At 44.7% G+C, this 21,219-nt stretch carries 22 protein-coding genes and 1 tRNA gene; 16 read left to right on the forward strand and 7 right to left on the reverse strand.

From position 1 onward, the window contains the following. From LX24_RS09550 to LX24_RS09580, 7 genes are all read left to right on the forward strand, one after another. The coding region (locus LX24_RS09550) for a DUF5348 domain-containing protein (protein ID WP_166511935.1) at positions 1 to 109 on the forward strand (109 nt) is incomplete at its 5' end. A 639-nt stretch (positions 110 to 748) separates the two neighbouring features. Then, on the forward strand, positions 749 to 997 hold the full coding sequence (locus LX24_RS09555) for a DUF1540 domain-containing protein (RefSeq protein ID WP_166511936.1): 249 nt from the start codon (positions 749 to 751) through the stop codon (positions 995 to 997). Positions 998 to 1,184: 187 nt separating this feature from the next. Beyond that, a tRNA-Leu gene (locus LX24_RS09560) sits at positions 1,185 to 1,268 on the forward strand. 571 nt (positions 1,269 to 1,839) lie between these two features. Continuing rightward, on the forward strand, positions 1,840 to 2,379 hold the full coding sequence (locus LX24_RS09565) for a 4Fe-4S dicluster domain-containing protein (RefSeq protein ID WP_166511937.1): 540 nt from the start codon (positions 1,840 to 1,842) through the stop codon (positions 2,377 to 2,379). Positions 2,380 to 2,434: 55 nt separating this feature from the next. Beyond that, complete coding sequence (locus LX24_RS09570; protein WP_166511938.1) at positions 2,435 to 3,289, forward strand: CoB--CoM heterodisulfide reductase iron-sulfur subunit B family protein; 855 nt, start codon at positions 2,435 to 2,437, stop codon at positions 3,287 to 3,289. A 26-nt stretch (positions 3,290 to 3,315) separates the two neighbouring features. Then, positions 3,316 to 6,390: an FAD-dependent oxidoreductase gene (locus LX24_RS09575; RefSeq protein ID WP_479723364.1), complete on the forward strand. Its 3,075-nt coding sequence runs from the start codon at positions 3,316 to 3,318 to the stop codon at positions 6,388 to 6,390. Positions 6,391 to 6,531: 141 nt separating this feature from the next. Continuing rightward, positions 6,532 to 7,089 carry a spore coat protein gene (locus LX24_RS09580; protein ID WP_166511939.1) on the forward strand — a complete coding sequence of 186 codons (558 nt, stop codon included), beginning with the start codon at positions 6,532 to 6,534 and terminating at the stop codon, positions 7,087 to 7,089. A 159-nt stretch (positions 7,090 to 7,248) separates the two neighbouring features. Here the strand turns inward: LX24_RS09580 and LX24_RS09585 are convergent, their stop codons facing one another. From LX24_RS09585 to LX24_RS09600, 4 genes are all read right to left on the reverse strand, one after another. Continuing rightward, positions 7,249 to 7,806, reverse strand: a complete 558-nt coding sequence (locus LX24_RS09585; RefSeq protein WP_166511940.1) for an O-acetyl-ADP-ribose deacetylase — start codon at positions 7,804 to 7,806, stop codon at positions 7,249 to 7,251. 702 nt (positions 7,807 to 8,508) lie between these two features. Further along, the gene (locus tag LX24_RS09590; RefSeq protein WP_166511941.1) at positions 8,509 to 8,676 is read right to left on the reverse strand and encodes a hypothetical protein; all 168 of its coding nucleotides are present in this window, start codon (positions 8,674 to 8,676) and stop codon (positions 8,509 to 8,511) included. Between the two features lie 91 nt (positions 8,677 to 8,767). Then, on the reverse strand, positions 8,768 to 10,291 hold the full coding sequence (gene thrC, locus LX24_RS09595; protein WP_166511942.1) for a threonine synthase: 1,524 nt from the start codon (positions 10,289 to 10,291) through the stop codon (positions 8,768 to 8,770). A 174-nt stretch (positions 10,292 to 10,465) separates the two neighbouring features. Further along, on the reverse strand, positions 10,466 to 10,861 hold the full coding sequence (locus tag LX24_RS09600; RefSeq protein WP_166511943.1) for a hypothetical protein: 396 nt from the start codon (positions 10,859 to 10,861) through the stop codon (positions 10,466 to 10,468). 297 nt (positions 10,862 to 11,158) lie between these two features. On the opposite strand from LX24_RS09600, the gene LX24_RS09605 reads away from it, so the two are divergent. From LX24_RS09605 to LX24_RS09640, 8 genes are all read left to right on the forward strand, one after another. Continuing rightward, on the forward strand, positions 11,159 to 12,958 hold the full coding sequence (locus LX24_RS09605) for an adenine deaminase C-terminal domain-containing protein (RefSeq protein ID WP_166511944.1): 1,800 nt from the start codon (positions 11,159 to 11,161) through the stop codon (positions 12,956 to 12,958). A gap of 321 nt (positions 12,959 to 13,279) precedes the next feature. Next, the gene (locus LX24_RS09610; RefSeq protein WP_166511945.1) at positions 13,280 to 13,609 is read left to right on the forward strand and encodes a spore germination protein GerW family protein; all 330 of its coding nucleotides are present in this window, start codon (positions 13,280 to 13,282) and stop codon (positions 13,607 to 13,609) included. An 84-nt stretch (positions 13,610 to 13,693) separates the two neighbouring features. After that, positions 13,694 to 13,993 (forward strand): hypothetical protein, encoded by a 300-nt coding sequence (locus LX24_RS09615; protein ID WP_166511946.1) that lies wholly within the window; start codon positions 13,694 to 13,696, stop codon positions 13,991 to 13,993. A 104-nt stretch (positions 13,994 to 14,097) separates the two neighbouring features. Beyond that, entirely contained in the window at positions 14,098 to 15,060 is a 963-nt protein-coding gene (locus tag LX24_RS09620; protein WP_166511947.1) for a DUF2889 domain-containing protein, read from the forward strand. Between the two features lie 185 nt (positions 15,061 to 15,245). Continuing rightward, the gene (locus LX24_RS09625) at positions 15,246 to 15,443 is read left to right on the forward strand and encodes a hypothetical protein (RefSeq protein ID WP_166511948.1); all 198 of its coding nucleotides are present in this window, start codon (positions 15,246 to 15,248) and stop codon (positions 15,441 to 15,443) included. A 34-nt stretch (positions 15,444 to 15,477) separates the two neighbouring features. Beyond that, positions 15,478 to 15,615, forward strand: coding sequence for a hypothetical protein (locus LX24_RS09630; protein ID WP_166511949.1), 138 nt, complete (start codon positions 15,478 to 15,480; stop codon positions 15,613 to 15,615). 117 nt (positions 15,616 to 15,732) lie between these two features. Then, complete coding sequence (locus LX24_RS09635; protein ID WP_166511950.1) at positions 15,733 to 16,140, forward strand: zinc ribbon domain-containing protein; 408 nt, start codon at positions 15,733 to 15,735, stop codon at positions 16,138 to 16,140. Positions 16,141 to 16,172: 32 nt separating this feature from the next. Further along, on the forward strand, positions 16,173 to 16,421 hold the full coding sequence (locus LX24_RS09640) for a hypothetical protein (protein WP_166511951.1): 249 nt from the start codon (positions 16,173 to 16,175) through the stop codon (positions 16,419 to 16,421). A 132-nt stretch (positions 16,422 to 16,553) separates the two neighbouring features. Here LX24_RS09640 and LX24_RS09645 read toward each other — a convergent pair whose 3' ends face one another. Then, positions 16,554 to 18,506, reverse strand: a complete 1,953-nt coding sequence (locus LX24_RS09645; protein WP_166511952.1) for an acetoacetate--CoA ligase — start codon at positions 18,504 to 18,506, stop codon at positions 16,554 to 16,556. 308 nt (positions 18,507 to 18,814) lie between these two features. Beyond that, a complete protein-coding gene (locus LX24_RS09650) occupies positions 18,815 to 19,249 on the reverse strand; it encodes a hypothetical protein (protein ID WP_166511953.1) in 435 nt (144 codons plus the stop codon). A 212-nt stretch (positions 19,250 to 19,461) separates the two neighbouring features. Here LX24_RS09650 and LX24_RS09655 point away from each other — a divergent pair, with 212 nt between their 5' ends. Then, the gene (locus LX24_RS09655; protein ID WP_243131696.1) at positions 19,462 to 20,214 is read left to right on the forward strand and encodes an SIR2 family NAD-dependent protein deacylase; all 753 of its coding nucleotides are present in this window, start codon (positions 19,462 to 19,464) and stop codon (positions 20,212 to 20,214) included. A gap of 139 nt (positions 20,215 to 20,353) precedes the next feature. Here LX24_RS09655 and LX24_RS09660 read toward each other — a convergent pair whose 3' ends face one another. Beyond that, the gene (locus LX24_RS09660) at positions 20,354 to 21,049 is read right to left on the reverse strand and encodes an endonuclease/exonuclease/phosphatase family protein (RefSeq protein ID WP_166511955.1); all 696 of its coding nucleotides are present in this window, start codon (positions 21,047 to 21,049) and stop codon (positions 20,354 to 20,356) included. Positions 21,050 to 21,219 lie beyond the last annotated feature (170 nt).

The raw sequence follows: 21,219 nt of genomic DNA on the forward strand, positions 1-21,219 counted from the left end.
CCATTTTTTACCTTGCCGGATCGAAATGGACCCTGACTGGGTTATATACCTTAGCAATACCCGGTTCCACCTGCATCCAAAGGCCAGTTACCGAATTCGGGTGGAATAAATATACTATACCTTGATCTTGTTTTAAGGACAAGTCCCTTAAGCAGTCAGCTATTTCCTGACTGCTTACTTTATGGTAAAAACAGCTGCCGAAATACCGTGATTATGTGAAAACTTGGGTTCGAATATGCTTGATTAATGTGCAAAATATTGGTTTAACCCCTCGTTTTTCAACTGCTCTATTTTGCAAATGAGGTGCCGATTTAATTTGCTAATTCACATAATTGGCTTGTTAGGGGTAGTTTTTTTCGTCTTTATAGACTATCTAGTCAAATGGCTGGCGAAATACAACATCTCGTTGGTTTCTTTCATTTTCACCTTCACCATGCTAGCCATTCTGGTTTTAAGCCTGGAAGTGCAACAAAAGATCATGGGCCGTGGTGACATGGAACTGCAAGATATTATAGCTGGTCTATGGGGCTTTCTAGTTCTGTTTGGTTTTTATTTAATCTACAGATTACTAACCAACCTGTGGGTAAAATCAAAAAGAAAACATAAATGATTATCACTAAGCATTTATTATTGACCTTCACAATTTATATTAACAAATATATGCAAATAAATCCAACAAATAAACTGTGGGCTTTGGGGAACACTAAATACAGAAATGAAATAATAAATTAAAGGAGTGATGCCAGTAATGAACCAACATATTCACTGTATTATTAATAATTGTCACTATTGGGAAAAAGGCAACAAGTGTTCGGCTAATGAAATCCTAGTTGCTTCGGATGCCTTTGGAACAAATCAACCGGACAGTTTTGACGCCACCATGGCTAAACAATTAACCCCCACAGCGGCTGATTCCTGCATGGCTACTTGCTGTAAAACTTTTGTCCCTAAGAACTCAGATAAAATCAATTCCGACAACATAACCAAAATGTCTTGATAAAACAGCTTAAAACTAAAAACATGAATACCACACTCGTTACCAATGGTAGCTTGTGTGGTATTTGTATTTGTATAATTTGTATGTGGCGGACGATATAATTAAAAATGAATCTTTACTTTGGTCCTTGATATTTAAAGAAGAAAATGATATATTAATTTTCGTGGGTAAAAGATAAGATTTATATGCGGGCGTGGCGGAACGGCAGACGCGCTGGACTTAGGATCCAGTGGGGCAACCCGTGGGGGTTCAAATCCCTTCGCCCGCACCAAATAAAAAATTATCATGTACATTGCCAACATAAAAACCCCTTTTGTGGCGTTTCGAACCATAAAAGGGATTATTTATTGTGGTTATATACTTGTTATATACCATTAAGAAATAGATGTCGCCTAGTTGACAGATACCTTTTTTTTGGTATTATATTATAAACATATGCTCAATTGTTACCCCCGTGTGGGGTATTTTTTCGCCATGCTCTCTCTAGCCGGCAAATGTATATTTATACATAAAAAATCCGCACTTTTACATTTAATTTCAATTTTTAAGAATTAATATAAAAAATAAGATTATTCTTTTCTTTTTAGACCAATTAACATATAATTTAATTACGCCCAAACCGTCATTTCGTTTATATATTAATAGCGAAACTATAAATTAATATCATAGAACAAGTGTATACAATCAATAATATGACTTATTATAAAACATAGTTCGTAAAATTTCTTAAAATTTTAAGCCATCTACATAATATATTCATTTTTTAAACGTTTGTAAAGAATTATTATTCATTAACCTTTTTAATTATATTTTTTAATTTATTTACAGGAGGGGGGATTTAGTTGAGTTTCATTGATGCAGATAAAAGAAAATTTTTCAATGAAGTTAAGGAAAAAAGCAGGCAGCCCATTGAGCTTTGTTACCAATGTCAGAAGTGTGCTTCGGGTTGCATAGCAACGGGGTTTGCCGATTATTACCCCAATGAAATCATTCGCTTGGTGCAGCTTGGCCAAAAGGAGCGCGTACTAAATAGCTCCAGCATCTGGATTTGCTCTAGCTGTGAAACTTGTGGAGCACGTTGCCCCAATGGCATTAATACTGCCGAGGTAATGGATGCGTTAAAAGAGATGGCCATTGCTGCTGGCATGGTAAAGGAGAAAAATATTAATTTGTTCCATAACACCTTTTTAAACTCGGTGCGATCCCACGGTCGGGTGCACGAAACCAGTATGATGGTCATTTATAAAATTAAAAGCGGCGATCTATTTTCAGATATGGATGTTGGATTGGAAATGTTCAGAAAGGGTAAATTGCCCTTATTTCCACATCGTATCAAGGCCAGGGGCAAAATTAAGGATATATTCAACAAAACCGCCCACTAATGTTTAAAACCGGCAAGCTATTTAACCAGCTATTAAAGGAAAGGAGTTACATAAATTGAAACTTTCCTATTTTCCTGGATGCTCTTTGGGATCCACCGCTAAAGAATATGACAAGTCTGCTCGGATTGCCTGCCAAGCACTGGGTGTGGAGTTGGTAGAACTCAAAGACTGGGTTTGCTGCGGCGCTACCTCGGCCCACAGCACCAACCACTTGCTTTCAATCGCTTTGCCGTCCCGCAACGTGGCTCTGGCCCAAGAGGCGGGCATGGATTTGGCCATACCTTGCTCGGCTTGTTATAGCCGGGTCAAAAAAGCTGATCATGTTTTACGCCATGACGGTGAACTGCGCAAGGAAATTGAGAGCATTGTTGATTTTAAATATAACGGTAAAATTAATGTAGTATCACTGCTGGAGGCCTTGGTCAGCCAGGTAGGTGTTGAGGCCATCGCCAAAAAGGTACAAAAACCGCTTAAAGGTCTAAAGGTGGTTTGCTTCTATGGATGCCTGCTGGTCAGGCCGCCCGAAGTGACCAATTTTGACAATACTGAAAATCCCATGTCTATGGATAATATAGTTAAAGCTCTGGGCGCCGAGACCATACAATGGTCGTACAAAACGGACTGCTGCGGGGCTAATTTGGGTTTAACCTCCACCAAAGTGGTACAAGGTATGGTTAACCGATTAATTGAAGCAGCTAAAGAAGTGGAGGCCATGGCTATTGTCACCGCTTGCCCGCTGTGCCAGTCCAACTTGGAAATGCGTCGCCAAGAAAGGGGCACCGAACTGCCGACCTTCTTTTTCACAGAACTAATTGGTTTGGCACTGGGACTGCCTGATGCAAAAAAATGGTTTAACCTGCATTTAATAAACCCCAACCCGCTGTTGCAATCATTGTCACTGGCGGACTAAATTTGTGATGGAGGTCTGTATTGATTGTGAGTAAAAACAATTCCGATCGCAAAGATAAAGGCAAAATGGTGGGCTCCGTGCTAATAATCGGTGCGGGCATAAGCGGCATGCAGTCCGCCCTGGATTTGGCGGAAGTGGGGTACAAAGTTTATATTGTGGAGAAGTCGCCGGCGATTGGCGGGCGCATGCCCATGCTGGACAAAACCTTTCCCACCAACGACTGCTCCATGTGTATCCTTTCCCCCAAACTGGTGGAATGCGGGCGCCACCGCAATATAGATATATTAACCTGCTCGGACGTTATCGGACTATCCGGAGAAGCCGGTAATTTTACTGTCCAGGTTAAAAAGCGTCCTCGCTACGTGGATCCTGATAAATGCGTGGGTTGCGGTTCCTGCTCCGAGGCTTGCCCGGTAAAGGTACCCAATGAGTTCAACCAGAACTTGGGCCATCGCAAAGCCATCTACAAGCTCTACCCCCAGGCGTATCCCAACGCCTACATGATTGACTCCACCAGATGCTTGAAGATGAAAAATCCCAAAGCCTGCGGCAAGTGTATCAAGGTTTGCCAGTCTAATGCCATTGATCACTCTATGCAGGAAGAAATAGTTTCTCTAAATGTAGGTGCAATCATACTGTGTACGGGCTACGACTTGGTTAATGCTGAACTCCGGGGCGAGTATGGTTACGGTGTATATGAAAACGTGCTCACCAGCCTGCAGTTTGAACGCATGCTTAGTGCTTCTGGTCCTTACGAGGGTCACGTGCAAAAAGCAGATGGTACCACCCCCAAGAAAATTGCTTTTATCCAATGCGTAGGCTCCCGGGATGTATCTTTATGCAATGGTTATTGTTCGTCTGTGTGCTGTATGTATGCCACAAAAGAGGCTGTTATTGCCAAAGAGCACGTACCTGGCCTGGATACAACCATTTTTAACATGGATATTCGGGCTTTCGGTAAAGACTACGAAAAATATTACAACCGTGCCCAAAACCAGTCCAATGTACGCTACATTAAAAGCATGATTTCATCGGTCAAGGAGTTGCCCAAGACCAAGGAATTACGGGTACGTTATCGCACACCTGAAGGAATGGTCGAAGAAGATTTTGAAATGCTGGTACTATCCGTAGGCTTAAAACCAACTCAGGAAGCCGTGGATTTAGCCGGAATATTGGGCATTAAGTTAAACGATTATAATTTCTGCCGTCTTGAGGAATTGTCCGGCGTACAAACTTCCCGGAAAGGGATTTACGTAGCTGGTGTCTTCAGCGGCCCCAAGGATATACCGGAGACCGTGATGCAGGCCAGCGCGGCCGCCGGAGACACAGCGGCCTTTTTGTCACCGGTACGAAATACCCAGGTAACCGAAATGGAATTTCCTGAAGAAAAGGATGTAACCGGGGAAGAACCACGCATCGGGGTATTTGTATGTCACTGTGGTATAAATATCGCCAGCGTGGTGGATGTACCGGCAGTGGTGGAACATGTAAAGCAGTTGCCCCACGTGGTTTACGCAACAAATAGTTTGTATGCTTGCGCTCAGGATAGCCAATTGGCCATGAAGGAATTAATAGAAGAGCACAAACTTAACCGCATTGTGGTGGCCTCATGCAGTCCCCGTACCCACAAGCCCCTGTTCCAAGAAACCATGAAGGAAGCAGGCCTCAATGCTGCTTTATTTGAAATGGCCAATATCCGGGACCAGTGCTCCTGGGTACACCAACAACAGCCCGAAAAGGCAACGGCTAAAGCCAAGGATTTGGTAAGTGCCGCCGTAGCTAAGGCAGCTACACTAAATGCTGCTAAAAATGTAACTGTGGACGTAACCAACACTGCGCTGGTTATAGGCGGCGGCGTAGCCGGCATGACTTCAGCACTGAGCCTGGTAGAACAGGGCTATAAAGTACACTTATTGGAGAAGAGTGACCGATTGGGCGGCATGGCTTTACGTATTCACGAAGGTTTTAACGGTGAAAATATACCATCATTTCTACAGCAATTAATTAACAAAGTTAAAAACAGCTCTAATATAAACCTTTATACAGGTTGTGAAATAGAAGAAGTATCCGGCTATATCGGAAACTTTAAAACCAAATTGTCCACCGGACAATTACTGGAACACGGTGTATCCATCATTGCCACCGGTGGCGATGAGGCTAAGCCCACCGAATATCTGTACGGCCAGGATAATCGAGTAATGACTCAGTTGGAACTGGATGAGGCTATCGTTAACAACGATCCCCGGGTCAAGTCTGCACAAAATATCGTGATGATCCAGTGTGTAGGCTCCAGAGAGGAAAACCGCCCCTACTGTAGTCGCATATGCTGCACCAAGACCATGAAGCTAGCCCTCAAGATTAAGGAAATAAACCCCGACGTTTCAATTATTGTACTATACCGGGATATACGTACTTACAGCTTTAACGAAGACTATTACCGGGAAGCCCGGGCCAAAGGCGTAATATTCTTCCGCTATGATGTGGATAACAAGCCCCAAGTGGAACTGGTGGGCCAAAACGGACAGAGTAAATTGCGGGTGACCGCCACCGACCATATTATGGGTGAGACGTACGCTATAGACGCCGACCTACTAACCCTGGCAGCGCCTATAGCACCGGCTGAATCGAACCACCGTTTGTCCCAGTTGTTCAAGGTCCCCTTGAACCCGGACAATTTCTTCCAGGAAGCTCATATGAAGCTGCGCCCGGTGGACTTTGCTGCCGAGGGCATTTACATGTGCGGGCTGGCTCATGGCCCCAAGTCCATAGATGAGAGCATTTCCCAGGCCAAAGCAGCCGCAGGGCGGGCCACCAGCATTTTAAGCCACGACAAGTTGGAATCAAAAGGCGTGGTGGCAGTGGTAAACCAAGATCTCTGTGCAGCCTGCTTGACTTGCGTGCGGCTGTGTCCGTTCAAGGCCCCACGCATCAACGAAAAACACCTGGCTGAGATAGAGGCGGTCATTTGTCAGGGTTGCGGCACCTGCGCCGGCGAGTGCCCCAACAAGGCCATCACCCTGCAAAGTTACAGTCACAAGCAGCTAACAGCCCAGGTTAAGGGTATGTTTAACCAGTCATTTTCCAATTCTCCTTCGGCTTAATAGGTTTTGACAATTCAACATAAAAAATCCTTTCGCTTTGCGGAAGGATTTTTTATTACCGGTAAATCCCATAAAATTCATGGCATGACGGTGCAGAAAGCCGGGCAAATATAAAATCAAACAAAAAAAAGGAGGATTTTAATGGCCGCAGAACTAGGCGCACATGAAATAATGCAATTACATGAGGTTTTAACGGATACCATCGATGGTATCAACCAATTTCAGCTCTACCGCCCCCATGTTCAGGATCCACAATTACGCTCAATATTGGATAATCAGATAAGCTTTATGACCCAAGAATATAACAATATGGTTCAAACAGTACAGCAACAAAGAAAGAGCGAAGCAATTCCTTACCGCAGGATTAAAAACACAGCTCCGGAGTATGGATTAAAGAATCCTGCGCCAAATGCCCCAAACCTCTCGGCAGATGAAATGGACGACAGGGACGTAGCCAGCGGTATGTTGGGATGTCATAAATCTTCAGCCATTCTTAAAATGACCGCTTCACTGGAATTTGCTGACCCCACGTTAAGAAGGATGCTGCAGCAAAGCGCCATTAACTGCAGTGAACAATCCTTTGAAGTATGGAATTATATGAACCAAAAAGGTATGTATCAGGTTCCTACCATGAAACAAATGACCACCAGCACTATGATTAATTCCTTTGGTATGGCGCAAATGCCCCAGCTTAGCTAAGATGTCACCGAATAAGGACAGCTCAGGCGGCTGTCCTTATTACATTTTTATATATTTTTTATTGCTGAGTATAATTAGACCGTTCGGTAAATTTTAACTGACCAGTAGCATAATAATTTTTTCAAGTTTTTGAACTCGTAAATCAAATTACGATTTTTATTATTCTGCTTTAACCGGGTTGGCAGCATCCCAAGCGGCCTGGTAAACTATCAGATCCCGGTCGCTGAACAGTACAAACCTGATCAGCCGGGGTAGATCATAATTCTCTGCATGTTCCCGCACAGCGGATACGGCAATGGCTGCCGCTTGCTCTATGGGGTAGCGGTAAGCCCCGGTGCTGATGGATGGAAAGGCAATACTGGTGAGACCCTTTTCATGAGCCAGCCGAAGACTATTAAGGTAAGCATTCCTCAACAATGCCGCCTCGTTGTGACCACCACCGTGCCATACCGGTCCTACGGTATGAATAACATAACGGGCGGTTAAATTACCCCCACCGGTGATCACCGCCTGGCCGGTAGGGCACCCCCCCTGCCGGGCTCTGATTTCCTTGCACTCCTCCAGTATGCGGGGTCCGCCAGCCCGGTGAATAGCCCCGTCCACACCGCCGCCTCCCAATAAACTGGAATTGGCCGCGTTTACAATGGCATCGGTATCCTGCAGGGTAATATCCCCTCGTACCAATTCCACCCGGGTTTTGTTCACTGTGAAACTCATTATAGTTACCTCCTATGCCAGAAATAGCATTATTTCACAATAATATAAACAATATTTGATATTCATACAACGCCCCAAGCCCCTCAGAGCACAAAACATTTTACGGACATAATGTCTAGACTATTGAAAAAGTATAGCGCACCCGTGTTTGCTTTATATTTACATTGAATGTACAATGAAACTATGCCGTAAAGTTAATCCATTGATTAATAGAGAAAGCGAAAAACAGTCGATGGCGATTATTTGACACCAGGTGGTGAAAATTATTGGAGCAAAACAACGGATACTGAACACTATCACATAACCGGGCATTTTTTAAATAACCCACAAAAGGTACTGGATATACTTTTGGATTAACAACCTATAAAAACTTATATATAAGAACAACGGCTATAAAACTTAAAGGATGTGACCAATATTGTTGGAAAAAAAATCAGATGTTAAAGGAGTTTTATATAATCCTGAAACATACGAAGTTTGGGTTACCAGCCATTTCAATCTGCCCCTGCTGATGAAGGAATGGGCCTGACTATGCAAAAATAAAAAGGCCCAGGGCTGGACCTTTCTACCGGTGAGCGACGTACATGAGCAGCTCATCCAAATCGACGGTAAGTGGTATGTAAGAGAACAATACCGGCGCTAATAAAAGCGGAAATCAGGCCTCGCCGGCGGGATCGACCACAGCGGTGAGCACCACGCTGCCTATTTCTTGTGCATGATTTTTCTGGTTGCTACAGCACAAAATACACCCACAGCTACACCGGCAGTCATGCTTATACTTTCTGAAAGGACTGTTTCGGTGGCTAAAAGATAATAGGTGCCTACCGCTGCGAATACAGTTAACATCATTGGAAAAAAAGTTTTACTCATTTTTGACCGTCCTTAATAATAATAACTACCCGACGGTAGCTCCCACCGACGTAGTGGGAGCTATCATCAATTGCAGATTTTTACTTTTCACTTACAAGGACACTCTCATTCTTTTCCTTTTTATTACAAAATCCAATACTGCATTAGGCATTTGATTGCTATCTACCACCGTGGTGTGCCGTACCGAACGCTCGGCAAGCCCGTTTAAACCCGGCGGCACAGGCAGGCCGCTAAATTCGGAAAGCATTTGCAGCAGCGCAAATTCATCCCGCCCTGCAGTCTGCTCTTCGTCTAAAAGCGCCCGGGCAACGCTGGCATTAAATTTAAAAGGACTGGCGGTGGAAAGCACCACGGTGGGCCGGTTGTCACCGGTGGTCCGCCGGTAGCGCTCGTAAACGTATAATCCTACTGCAGTGTGGGTATCCACTACATAACCATACCGGTGGTACGTTGACTTGATAGATGAGATGGTGGCAGTATCGTCAGCAAAATCCGACCAAAATATGGTCTGCACCCTTTCCCGGGTAATATCGTCCACCGTATACCGCCCTTTGGCTGTTAAATCGGCCATCCACTGCCGCACACGAAGGGCGTCATGATCAGTAAGTTCATACAATAATCGTTCCAGGTTACTGGAAATCAATATATCCATAGAAGGAGAAATGGTGCGTTTAAAAACACGGTTACGGTCATAGGTGCCACTGGTAATAAAATCAGTGAGCACATTGTTTTCGTTGGCGGCGCATACCAACCGGTGTACTGGCAATCCCATCTGTCTAGCATAAAACCCGGCCAGAATGTTGCCAAAATTACCCGTGGGTACTACAAAGTTGACCTCATCACCGGGCTTTAACCGCCCCCGGGACAAGAGATCCGCATAAGCCGAAAAATAATATACTATCTGGGGCACTAACCGACCCCAGTTTATGGAGTTGGCCGAAGAAAACTTATAGCCGTGCTCCGCCACGGTTCGCTGCATGGTTGTGTCGCCAAATATGGCCTTAACACCGCTTTGGGTATCGTCAAAGTTGCCCCGCACGGCATAAACTCCCACATTGCCGCCTTCCTGGGTTACCATCTGCATTTTTTGTACTTCGCTGACTCCCTTTTCCGGGTAAAATACCATAATGGCGGTGCCCGGGACATCTTTAAAACCCTCCAGAGCAGCTTTACCGGTATCCCCCGAGGTGGCTACTAAAATAAGGATGCCCGCGTTCTCACCGGTTTTTTTCATGGATTTGACCAGCAGGTGGGGCAGTATTTGCAGGGCCATATCCTTAAAGGCACAGGTAGGCCCATGCCACAGTTCCAGCACGTTTAACCCCTCGTCCAACTCAGCCAGCGGAGCCACCTCCGGGTGATCGAAACTGGCTGAGTTATAGGCGCAATCCACCGCTTTGCGTATTTGTTCCGTAGTAAAATCGGTCAAAAAAGGCTCCAGTATTTTAACAGCCCGTTGTTGGTAAGAAAGACGAGCCATGGTTTGAATATCTTCCGTAGACAACGTTATCCGCCGGGTAGGCACGAATAGCCCGCCATCAGGGGCAATACCCATTTTTATGGCCCCTGCGGCGGGCACCGGATCGTATTTCCCCCTGGTACTTGCATATAACATGAAAAATTCCTCCCGCCCAAAAAAAAATTGCTTTAGTTACTATTACATTAAACACCACAAAGCCATCTCAGTCAATCAAAGCAGAAAAAGCACAACCTAATTACATTTAAAATAGCCGGTGATCCTTACTCCAAGATCATCGGCTATTTTATATAGTTGCATTTTAATCCTCTCTCAGTGTTCTTGGCCTGCGGCGGGTTCCCATTTACCGAACACCTGCCCGCAGCGACAGCCGTAAGTTACATAATGATAGTGTGGATTTTCCTCAATGCTTAATATACGCACATTACTTTTGTATGTATATATGTGTTCCCCACAACCGGGACAGTTATCTTCTTTAATAATGTGCCTGGCCTTAATCAAAGACCATTTAGGCTCTCTGGTGGCATAGACATAATAGTCGGCAAAGCTAAACTTAGTAATATGATAACGGTCCAATACGGCCCGGATGGTTTTGAGCATTATCTCCCGGGTTTTACCTGTTTGGGTTGAAAGAAACGTGTCAACGGCGGCTCTCATGACATGCTGGTCATCAACGGTGGGAAACTCCAGTACATTAGCGGTTTGCATTTTCTGCCCTCCATAAAAAACTAACTATATTTTACATTATTAATTGACATTTTGGATAGATTTGATACATTGAAAACGATTTGCTAAATATTCAGGCATTAACCACCGGGGAGTGTTATAATTAATATGTTTAAAAAGACTCTGCCATTCATCTTCAGATGTGTTCCGGCAGCAGCCGTTCACATTGTTGATATATTATAAAACGAAAGGAGCGAAAGCCTGGCCGGGAAAAATCTGTTGAGTTTTCAGCCCAATTTTGTAGAAGGCTGATTCAGTAAAAACCAGGCCAGGATATCCATGCAAAACTATCACAAACTACGTCCTATTAATCGAGATGAGCTATATAAATTAATTGCCACCGCCCGGGGCAAAGAACCCGCGGATTTTCTTATCAAGGGCGGTACGGTAATTAATGTTTATACCGGTGAATTAATGGTGGCCAATGTGGCGGTGAAAGGCCGACACATTGCTTACTTGGGCAACGACGACTGCATGGTGGGGGAAAACACAGAGGTGGTGGATGCTGCCGGTCAATACCTGTGCCCCGGCTATATTGAACCCCATGCCCATCCATTTCAAACTTATAATCCGGTTACCTTGGTGGAAAAAGTAATGACTTTGGGTACCACCACCCTGGTGTGCGATAATTTGTTCTTTTTTATGGCTATGAACGATGAAGAGTTGGCCAAGCTATGGCAGGAACTGGCCACATTGCCCGTGAAGCTACTGTGGAGCGCACGCCTGGATCCCCAAACTTTTTCCCGGAGCAGGATGGAACGTTTTGACCCGCAAACTATTAAACGCTTGCTTAATTTTGTGATGGTACGACAGGTGGGAGAACTTACCGACTGGCCGTCGCTGGTGGCGGGACGTGAACAAATGCTGGATAATGTCATAACGGCGGGCCGAATAGGTAAGCGGGTAGAAGGTCACGCACCGGGTGCTTCCGTGAGGACATTGAACGCGCTGGCAGCCGGGGGTGTTTCGGCGGATCATGAAAGCATCACCGGAGAGGAAGCCTTGCGCCGCCTGCGACTGGGTATGTACGCCACGTTAAGGCACAGCTCGTTGCGTCCCGATCTACCTCGACTGGTTAAAGAGTTATTGAGTGAAGGTGCGAACTTTTCACGAGTTATGATTACCACCGATGGAGTAACTCCGCCCAGTATGAGACACGGTTTTACCGATGCTATTTTACGCCTGGCTATGCAGGCCGGCCTACCCCCGGTGGAAGCATACCGCACAGCTACTTTAAATCCGGCCGTGTACTACGGCATGGACGATGAACTGGGCGGCATTGGGCCGGGCCGGTTGGCAGATATACTGTTCCTAAACAAGTTGGACAACCCAACCCCCGTTAAGGTAATGGCCGAAGGCAGGTGGGTAGCCGACGGCGGACGGCCACTGATCAAGCTGCCTGTACCCGCCTGGCAGGATTACCATATTACCCCGGTCACCGGCACCACCGCCGGCCTAACACCTCGCGATCTAGTTCCAAAGGTGCGGGAAACAAAATCCACTACAGCATTTTTCCCGTTGATGCATTTAGCTAACCCTGTGATAACCAGGCAGCGTGACATGGAACTGCCGGTACGAAACGGTTTCATTGACATAACCGGGCAGAAGGGGTTAATTTATGCCGCCCTTTTAAACAGAGATGGGGAATGGGTAACCAATGGCTTGTTAAGCGGCTTTGCCGATAATCTGGAAGGCATGGCCTGCTCAAATACAATAACAGGTGATATATTGGCCCTGGGCTACGACCCGTTTGCCATGCTACAGGCCGTAGTGCGTATGTATGACATGGGCGGTGGGCTTGTAATTACAGAAAAAGGCCAAAACATCTTTGAACTGCCCCTGCCTTTGGGGGGCATTATGAGCCCAGCACCTTTGGATGAACTAATTGACCGGTGCAGTACACTATACGAGATACTGGCCAAGCGTGGACACACCCATTACGATCTACTATATACACTGCTGTTCTTGTCAGCCACCCACTTGCCTGAAATACGCCTTTCGCCAGGTGGAGTAATATCTGTAAAAGATAAAAAAATTCTACTGCCGACAAGGAAACTGGGTAATAACATTCAATTATAATCACTGTGTTTTAGGCACTGGAAAGTTACCCCCAGGACAGTGGATTCTGCAGGCTTGTAAAATTCCATAACACTATCCCGAAAATAGCGTCAGGTAATTTTCATCTTCTGCTGGTGCCGCGTTGGCGGCATGAGTGTCCAGTCATAAATAAATTTATTGTACTTTTTTGCAATTTATAAAAAAGCTGGTATACTAAAATTTATACAAATTCATAACTGGATAAGTTGAGTGAAAGGAGCAAAGCCTGGTCCTAATAAGGCGACTAATTACTATATAATTAACACATAGAAAGCAAGTCTCATAAACCAGGTGGTATCTAATATGCTGAGTAACGGCAAACTGGCCGAAATTCTATCCGGCTTAAAAAAAAATTCCTTTGATCATATGGTTTTGGGTAACCCTGTAACCGTGCAAGAGATCACATTATTACCCGTTTTATCTGTTTCCACCGCCTTTGGCGGATTCATCACACAACAGGGTACCGGTGGCGGGGGAATTCGCCTGGATCCCGTGGCGGTGGTGGCGGTAAAAAAAGACACGGTCGACGTTTTTTCATTACGCACAAATCAATCCACCAGCCCCCTGGAAAACATTGCTGCAATAATATCCGAAGCATTGTCAAACGAAACACCCGGCCAAGTTAATAATTAACTATAAAAAGGAGTGAACAGGCTGGCCAATAAGTTGTGGTTATCCAACCACAACTTATTAAAAACAATGAAACCAGCTGAAAACATGGCCAATATAGTAAACTTGGAGAACCTGCGCTTGGAAAAAATTTTGCGTGAACTGTATAATGCCCAGAAATGTACCTTTTTTCTGGAGGACGCAATGGGTAAAGTAATGGACAAATTCTCGCTATCTGAACAGCAAGCCATCGAACTTGCCAAGCTGCTTATGAAAAATGAACTTATCTCTTCTAAAACATTTTTGCCGGCAACATTCCTGCGTCCCGAGTATATTCGCAGTTTCCCTATTATTCTTACCACCAAGGCTATAGCTTTACTTAAGGAAGGATCTACAGACCATAAATAGTAATTAACAGTAATTTATCACCTTATTTTTAAGGTGTTTTTTTATATAAAATAGACCTAACAAATTGTTCATTTTCCGGTATAATGGGTCAAAGGAGTGAAGCCATGAAAAATGTTATCCAACGCCACTGGTTTACCACTGTGCGCTTCGATCCGCCCACCCCGTGCGGGGATACTATTTTAAATCATGCGGTTACAGAAGTTAACACAGAGCAACTACAAACGACCTGGCAACCCAATAGGACAAACCATGCCCGGGTCGCGGAGTTGGACACAGGAAACAGGCAGCCGACCGGACAGCTCAATGCGCAAACCATGTACTGCGGTACTGACCGTGAAGTTGGAACCCGGTTACGGGTGGATTTGGTAAGTTTTAAAATCCTGGAAGCAACCCTGGAAAACCACTCTCCACCAGTGGCCATTACGGACATACCTCAAATACGTGGAATAGAAGCCTACCTAAAAAGCGGTCCGGCGCTTCGTGACGCACTGGCCCACTTGGATTATTTCCCGCGGGAACTGTTTGCGGAAACGATACGCGGCATTATACAAGCGGAAACATTTATATATAAAGAACGTGGTTTTGCTTCAGCCAGTGAATACAATGAACACTGGAACAAGACCTTTGCCAATTCTTGCCGGTATTACAGCAATCTCAATAGAATTACTCAACGATGGGTAGATTATGCTGATTATATGCGTACCGGCAACCTTTTTAACAGGTATAAAACACAATCCGTCTATACACTAAATGATAAAGGCGGATATTTCATTGTCGCCACATTTTGTGATTCATTTCATGAATTAAGCGTCGAAATAGAAACAGACAAGGACCTGGTAATTACCAAAGCCAACGGCACGTTACTACGTGCACCGGATAATGTTTGCCGCGAAGCCACCTTCTTCCTGCAACAACTGCCAGGTCATAGCGCAGCCTCTCTTAATAAAAAGAAAATTGCTGTTCTGTTGGGCAAAGGAGAAGGCTGTGTGCATATTATTGACACGGTGTATGATGCACTGACGGCGGTTATTATGGCAAACCAGCGGCGTAGCAATTCAATCATTTAAGTAGCCTTGTTTATGATTCGTCAATAAGGCTCACAACACGAAATAGCTATGGCTTCTACGATTTCTCCAAAATTATTTTAAGAGATTATATAAAATATTACACTAAATGGTAATATTTAACAGTGTCATTATCGTTTAAATTTCGGTTTTCGAGGTAAAATAAGGTAAATTGAGGTGATGTTAAAATGGGCCATAAAAAGATGGACTACCGGGTTAATTATCGTGATAACGGACAAATAATCAGCATTGAAATAACCTGCTGTGGAAAACATATCGGTGAAATTCGCTATAAAAATGAAGAATCCAAACAATGTCCTTTTTGCGGGGCTGTGCATACCGTCAGAATCCAGCATAATCACTTTCACCTGACCCGCAGTGAATAAAGCAACTATGGCTTCACAAGGGGGGAAACGGTAGGTGGCTAAACCCGATAATGAAAAAGCCGGGGCGGGAAAACCCGGTGAGTTTTATAAACCTTACCGCATTAAGCCGGCGGAGGTATATGTAGAACTCAACCACAATGTATGCAATCCCAACAGTAAACCTACAAAATGAGCGGCCATGCGCCGCTCTTTTCTTGGGTGATAATTTAGCATTAATTCTTTTTTATCTCTAATAAGAAAAGGATTGCCTACCACCACGCAGAATATAAAATAATGCGGAGGTGATTGTATGGGTTTTATCCAAAGAATGGCTGATAGTGCCAAACAACTGGGCAACCGGGCTAAAGATTTCGGTGGCATAGCCGGTGACAAAGCCAGAGATATTACTAAAAAGTCCTCGGAACTAATTGAACTTACCAAAATGAAACATGAGTTGAGAAAAATGGAAAGGGAAATGGAAAATAACCTGGCCGGTATCGGAGCATTGTATTATCAACAACAATCAGGGCAGGACAGCATAGCGGAGGAATTACTACGGTTACTGGAGGCTACCAAGGAACTGGAAAAAGAAATGAAGGAACTGGAGGAACAAATTAACCAAATGCAACCCGAAGTACCCATTTGCAAAGACTGTAGCAAAGGGTTGCCCCCGGGCGGCAAGTATTGCAGCTACTGCGGCAAGCAAGTGGTGGATTAGGGACTACCACAATTAAAAGGGAGGTGGTAACAATGGAACAGGATAAGGAACTGGAACTGGAGTTTTCTGAACAGACCCAGGCCATGATTGAAGAATTAAGCCGCAAAACCGGCCAACCCCCTGAAGTGGTGGTAGAAACTATTATCCATAATCACTTAATGCATCAGGTACCCTTTATTGAAAAAAAAGCAGTCGAGTCCGGTAAAACCGTTCAGGAAATACTAAACCAACAATTTGTTCAGCTGATCGAATTTATGCTAAAACGCGATAGTTCAAAGTAAAGCACAAAGCTGGCTGACTATAAATTAAGCATGTCACCATCATAGCCAATAATTGACATTTAAGCACCCCGGCATATAAGTTTAAAGCCGAGGTGCTTTGAGCTACTTATAAATTAAATGTCAGTTTAATAATTAAACCTGAAGATCCGCCAAATCTTTATACAGATCCAAAGCTTCGGGATTGGCCAGTGCATCTCGGTTTTCCACGGGCTCATTATGGATAATGTTGCGTACCGCCAGTTCAACCTTTTTACCGCTGATGGTGTAGGGTATATCCTCTACGGCAATGATTTTCGCAGGGACATGACGGGGCGTGGTATTCTCCCTGATGGTACTTTTAATTTTATTTACCAGCGCATCTGTAAGAATAACGTTCTCAGCCAATTTGACAAACAAAATTACCCGAACATCATTATCCCAATTTTGCCCCACCACCAGACTGTCCTTGATTTCCTCCAGTGACTCAACCTGGCGGTAAATTTCCGCCGTCCCAATGCGCACCCCGCCCGGGTTTAAAGTAGCATCGGAACGCCCGTAGATAATAACGCCGCCGGTTTCAGTGATTTCAATATAATCACCGTGGTGCCATATATTTGGGTATACACTGAAATAAGCTTTTTTATATTTCACATTATTCTCATCATTCCAAAAATAGATGGGCATTGAGGGAAACGAAGCGACGCAAGTTAACTCTCCTTTTTGTTTCAATAACGATTTTCCTTTACTATCCAAAGCCTCCACCCGCATGCCCAAGCCACGGCACTGCAGTTCCCCGGCATAAACCGGGCCGATAGGATTACCCAGGGCAAAACAGGAAATAATATCGGTACCGCCTGATATGGAGGAAAGACAAACGTCCTGTTTTATATCACGGTATACATATTCAAAACTTTCCACCGATAACGGTGAGCCAGTGGACAATATTGCCTTAAGGGAGCTCAGGTCATAGGTCTGGCCGGGCTTGACCCCCTCTTTTTCCAAAGCTGCCAAGTATTTGGCACTAGTACCAAAAATAGAAATTTTCTCATCTTGAGCCAGCCGCCATAAAACACCGGGTTCGGGGTAGAAGGGAGAACCATCGTAAAGCAGTACCGTGGCCCCCAGCGCCAACGAACTGACCAACCAATTCCACATCATCCAACCGCAGGTAGTAAAGTAAAAGATGGTATCCTCGCGTTTAACATCGGTATGCAGCTTGAGTTCCTTTAGGTGCTGCAGTAACGTGCCCCCGGCACCGTGCACAATACATTTGGGCACTCCGGTGGTACCGGAGGAATACATAATGTACAGCGGGTGATCAAAGGGCAGTTGGGCAAATTCTATTTCCTGTCCCGGTGTTGAAGAGAGGAAGTCATCAAAAAGTACCGCATTAGGCAATCCTGATAAATCGGGCTGTTCCTCAGTATATGGCACCACCACCACCTTTTCCACCGAGGGTATTTCTTTGATTATGTTGGCTACCCGGCCTAATGAATCGTGACTCTTGCCGTTATAGTAATAGCCATTAGCTGTGAATAACACCCGGGGCTGAATTTGGCCAAACCGGTCCAATACCCCTTTAATACCAAAATCAGGCGAGCAGGAGGACCAGATGGCGCCCATGCTGGTGGCCGCCAGCATGGCGATAACGGTTTGGGCCATATTGGGCATAAAGCCGGCTATGCGGTCTCCGGCAGTGATGCCCATTTCCTTAAGAGAGCAGGCCAGCCTGGCCACCTGATCATATAACTGAGCATATGTTATGCGCACCGGTTCACGTCCTTCACCCTTGAAGATCAAGGCAACGCGATCGTCACGATAGCGCAGCAAGTTTTCAGCAAAATTCAACATAGCACCGGAAAACCAGCGTGACGCCAGCATATCTTGTTGATCAACAACCACCTCATCATATTGTCGTGAGAATTTCACCTCACCAAATTCCCACATGGAAGCCCAGAAATCAGCTGAATGATTAATGGACCAGTCATACAAAGCAGCATAATCCCCAAAATTAAGGCCGTATTTTTTATTAACATAATTTATAAACGCCGTCATATTGGCCTTTTGTTTACGCTCTTCAGATGGAGACCAGAGTGGTGTTTGCATATTCCCAATCCTCCCTGCGTGTAATTTATTAAATCTTCAGAATATTATAAGCAATTACTGTGCCATTAAAGGGTAATAATTAATATACAATAAAAATACCTTGTAAAAGCTTTTCACACACATTACATTAATAAACCGGATCAGTACAAAAACGTCGCTCAACTTATCAGGGGATTGTAAAAGTGTATATCTTTGTAAACTTATTGATATGCCCTAACCGTATTAAACATATTTATTAAATTAATATAATAACCGGTGCCAAAGGAATTTATCGGCCATCCCTCAACACCGGTACAAATATCTTTTCTTTAAGCTGATTTGTCGCTGTCCATCATTTTTAGCATATTCCTGACCACATTAATATCGCTGCCGGTATATACCGCTTTAATAGGTCCGAATCTTTTTTGTCTGGCTTCATTTTTGGAAATCACCCGCAATCCGGGTACATCCATGCTTCGAGCCACCCGGTTGGCCCCGGGATACAGGAAAAATGTACGCGGGGGATCAGTATTCTTAGTAATATGCAAAACCTTTTTGTTACCCGCCATATAAATTACCGCGTAATTGTCCTCGGTTTTTTTAAGCCTGGTTTCGCCCCGGTCCACCATTTCATCAACTAAAGCAACAATTCTTAAAAAAGCATCTGCATTCCGCTCAGGGGCGGAAACAGTATCTTTGGCTTGTTTTTCAGGTTTTGGGGCCAAACCGACCCGGCTTAACAGGTTATTAATAAATCCGGCCACTTAGCTTTCCTCCTTTTGTAAATATTAATTGCATTTTCAACAAAAAACATACTTTGTCCTGCCTGGCACAACATTGACAGCATAAAAATTTTTCATGATAATTACTGTATTGTAGGGATTATAACTTTTATTGTGGTCCGATAAACGTCACCCGTGTTTTTATCACCGGCTTTTGCAGTTAGGCACCACCTAACGGGATGGAGGTTTTTGCTTTGTCGTATAATGAAAAAATTAAAAAAGTTGTCCGTTTAATTAAAGAATCAAAGAAAACACTTGCTCTGACCGGGGCGGGGATTAGTACGGAGAGTGGTATTCCGGACTATCGAAGCCCGGGCACTGGGCTTTGGGAAAAACACGATCCTGCCAGAACAGCCAGCCTATCAGCATTGCGCAAAGATCCCGCCCGCTTTTACAATTACAACCTTGACCGCTGGACTGCCTATAGCCATGCCCAGCCCAACGCCGCCCATTACGCACTGGCCAGGTTGGAAAAAATGGGCCTGCTGGTTGGGGTAATTACCCAAAACATTGATAGCTTGCACGTGCGGGCCGGGGCCACCAGAGTTTGGGAAGTACACGGCCACCTGCGCACCTGCCACTGCATGGAATGCCGAGAGTCATATGGTTTTGATCAACTGGTATACAGTATTAGAAACGGTACCAATCCTCCACGCTGTGTCAAGTGCGGGGGCATTTTGCGGCCGGATGTGGTATTGTTTGAAGACCGGATGAACGAAGATTTCTACCAGGCTACCCAGGTGATATCAGGTTGCCAGCTCATGCTGGTGGTAGGCAGCAGTCTCACTGTATACCCCGTGGCCGGGCTTCCGGGCGTGGCAAGGGAAATTGTTATCATTAACCGCACCCCTACCCCTTATGACGAAGAAGCCGCGGTAGTCATTCATGATAGTGCCGGGCAGGTTTTTCGGGATATTATGGTCGAGCTTGGAGAACCATTGCCTTAAAGAGACTGTTCGAAAAGTCCGCGCAAGTCCCACTTATAATCTCAAACGTTAGCCCAAGTAACAACAACCAATCACAAAACACCCATCCGGGCAAATCCCATTTATAATTTCTACGCTGGCTGGCTTTTGCACTTTAATACTACTTCGCATGAACAAGTTCCACAGCAGCTGCCAATGGTAAATGGTCCGATGCATGGCTGGTGAAAACTTTTGTTTCCGCCAACACCCAGTGGGTGGAATGGAATATGTAATCAATTTTATACTTGGGATAATCCGCCGGGAAAGTCAGCTCGGCATTGGATAGATCACAGGTCTGCAGCATGGTTTGCAACCGGTTAACCTCCCCATCGCCGGGCCTGGCGTTTAAGTCACCGCACAACAGCAGCGGGCCTGATACACCGCCAATGGTTTTTAATATTTGATCTACCTGTTTTAGCCGTTCCTGGCGACTTAATCCCAGGTGGGTGACTAAAAAAAATATTGATTTTCGTCCCAGCTTGATTTTCGTTAGAAGCAATCCTCTTTTTTGCCCCCTGCTGGGTAACAAGTAGTTCTGCCAGTTAATAATGGGGTATCGAGACAGTACAGCGTTACCGAAACGGGCTATACATCCCCAGGTGACATTAGGCCCGTAGACATAATACATCCCCAGCATGCCGCCCAGTCTGGCTGCCTGGTTGGCAAACCCGCTACGGGGATTAAAACAATCAACTTCCTGCAACCCGACTATGTCGGGCTTTATGCCGGCTATCGTGGAAGCCACTGCTTTTAATGAAACTTTACCATTTACACCACGGCAGTTTCTTATGTTATAAGTAACTACGCATAATTTCATATAAACACCCTTATTTAAGCACCTTCCCTTTAAATATTAGTATGCAGAAAATTTATCATAAAACACCGTATCGAAAATGTTATATATCAATAGTGCTCATCCCGTAAGGCTATAATTGGTTATAATGAATGATAATGTAGCATGAAAAATAGGTATTTGTCCCGTTGGGC

Source organism: Desulfallas thermosapovorans DSM 6562 (assembly GCF_008124625.1).
In the GTDB taxonomy this organism is placed as follows: Bacteria; Bacillota; Desulfotomaculia; order Desulfotomaculales; family Desulfallaceae; genus Sporotomaculum; species Sporotomaculum thermosapovorans.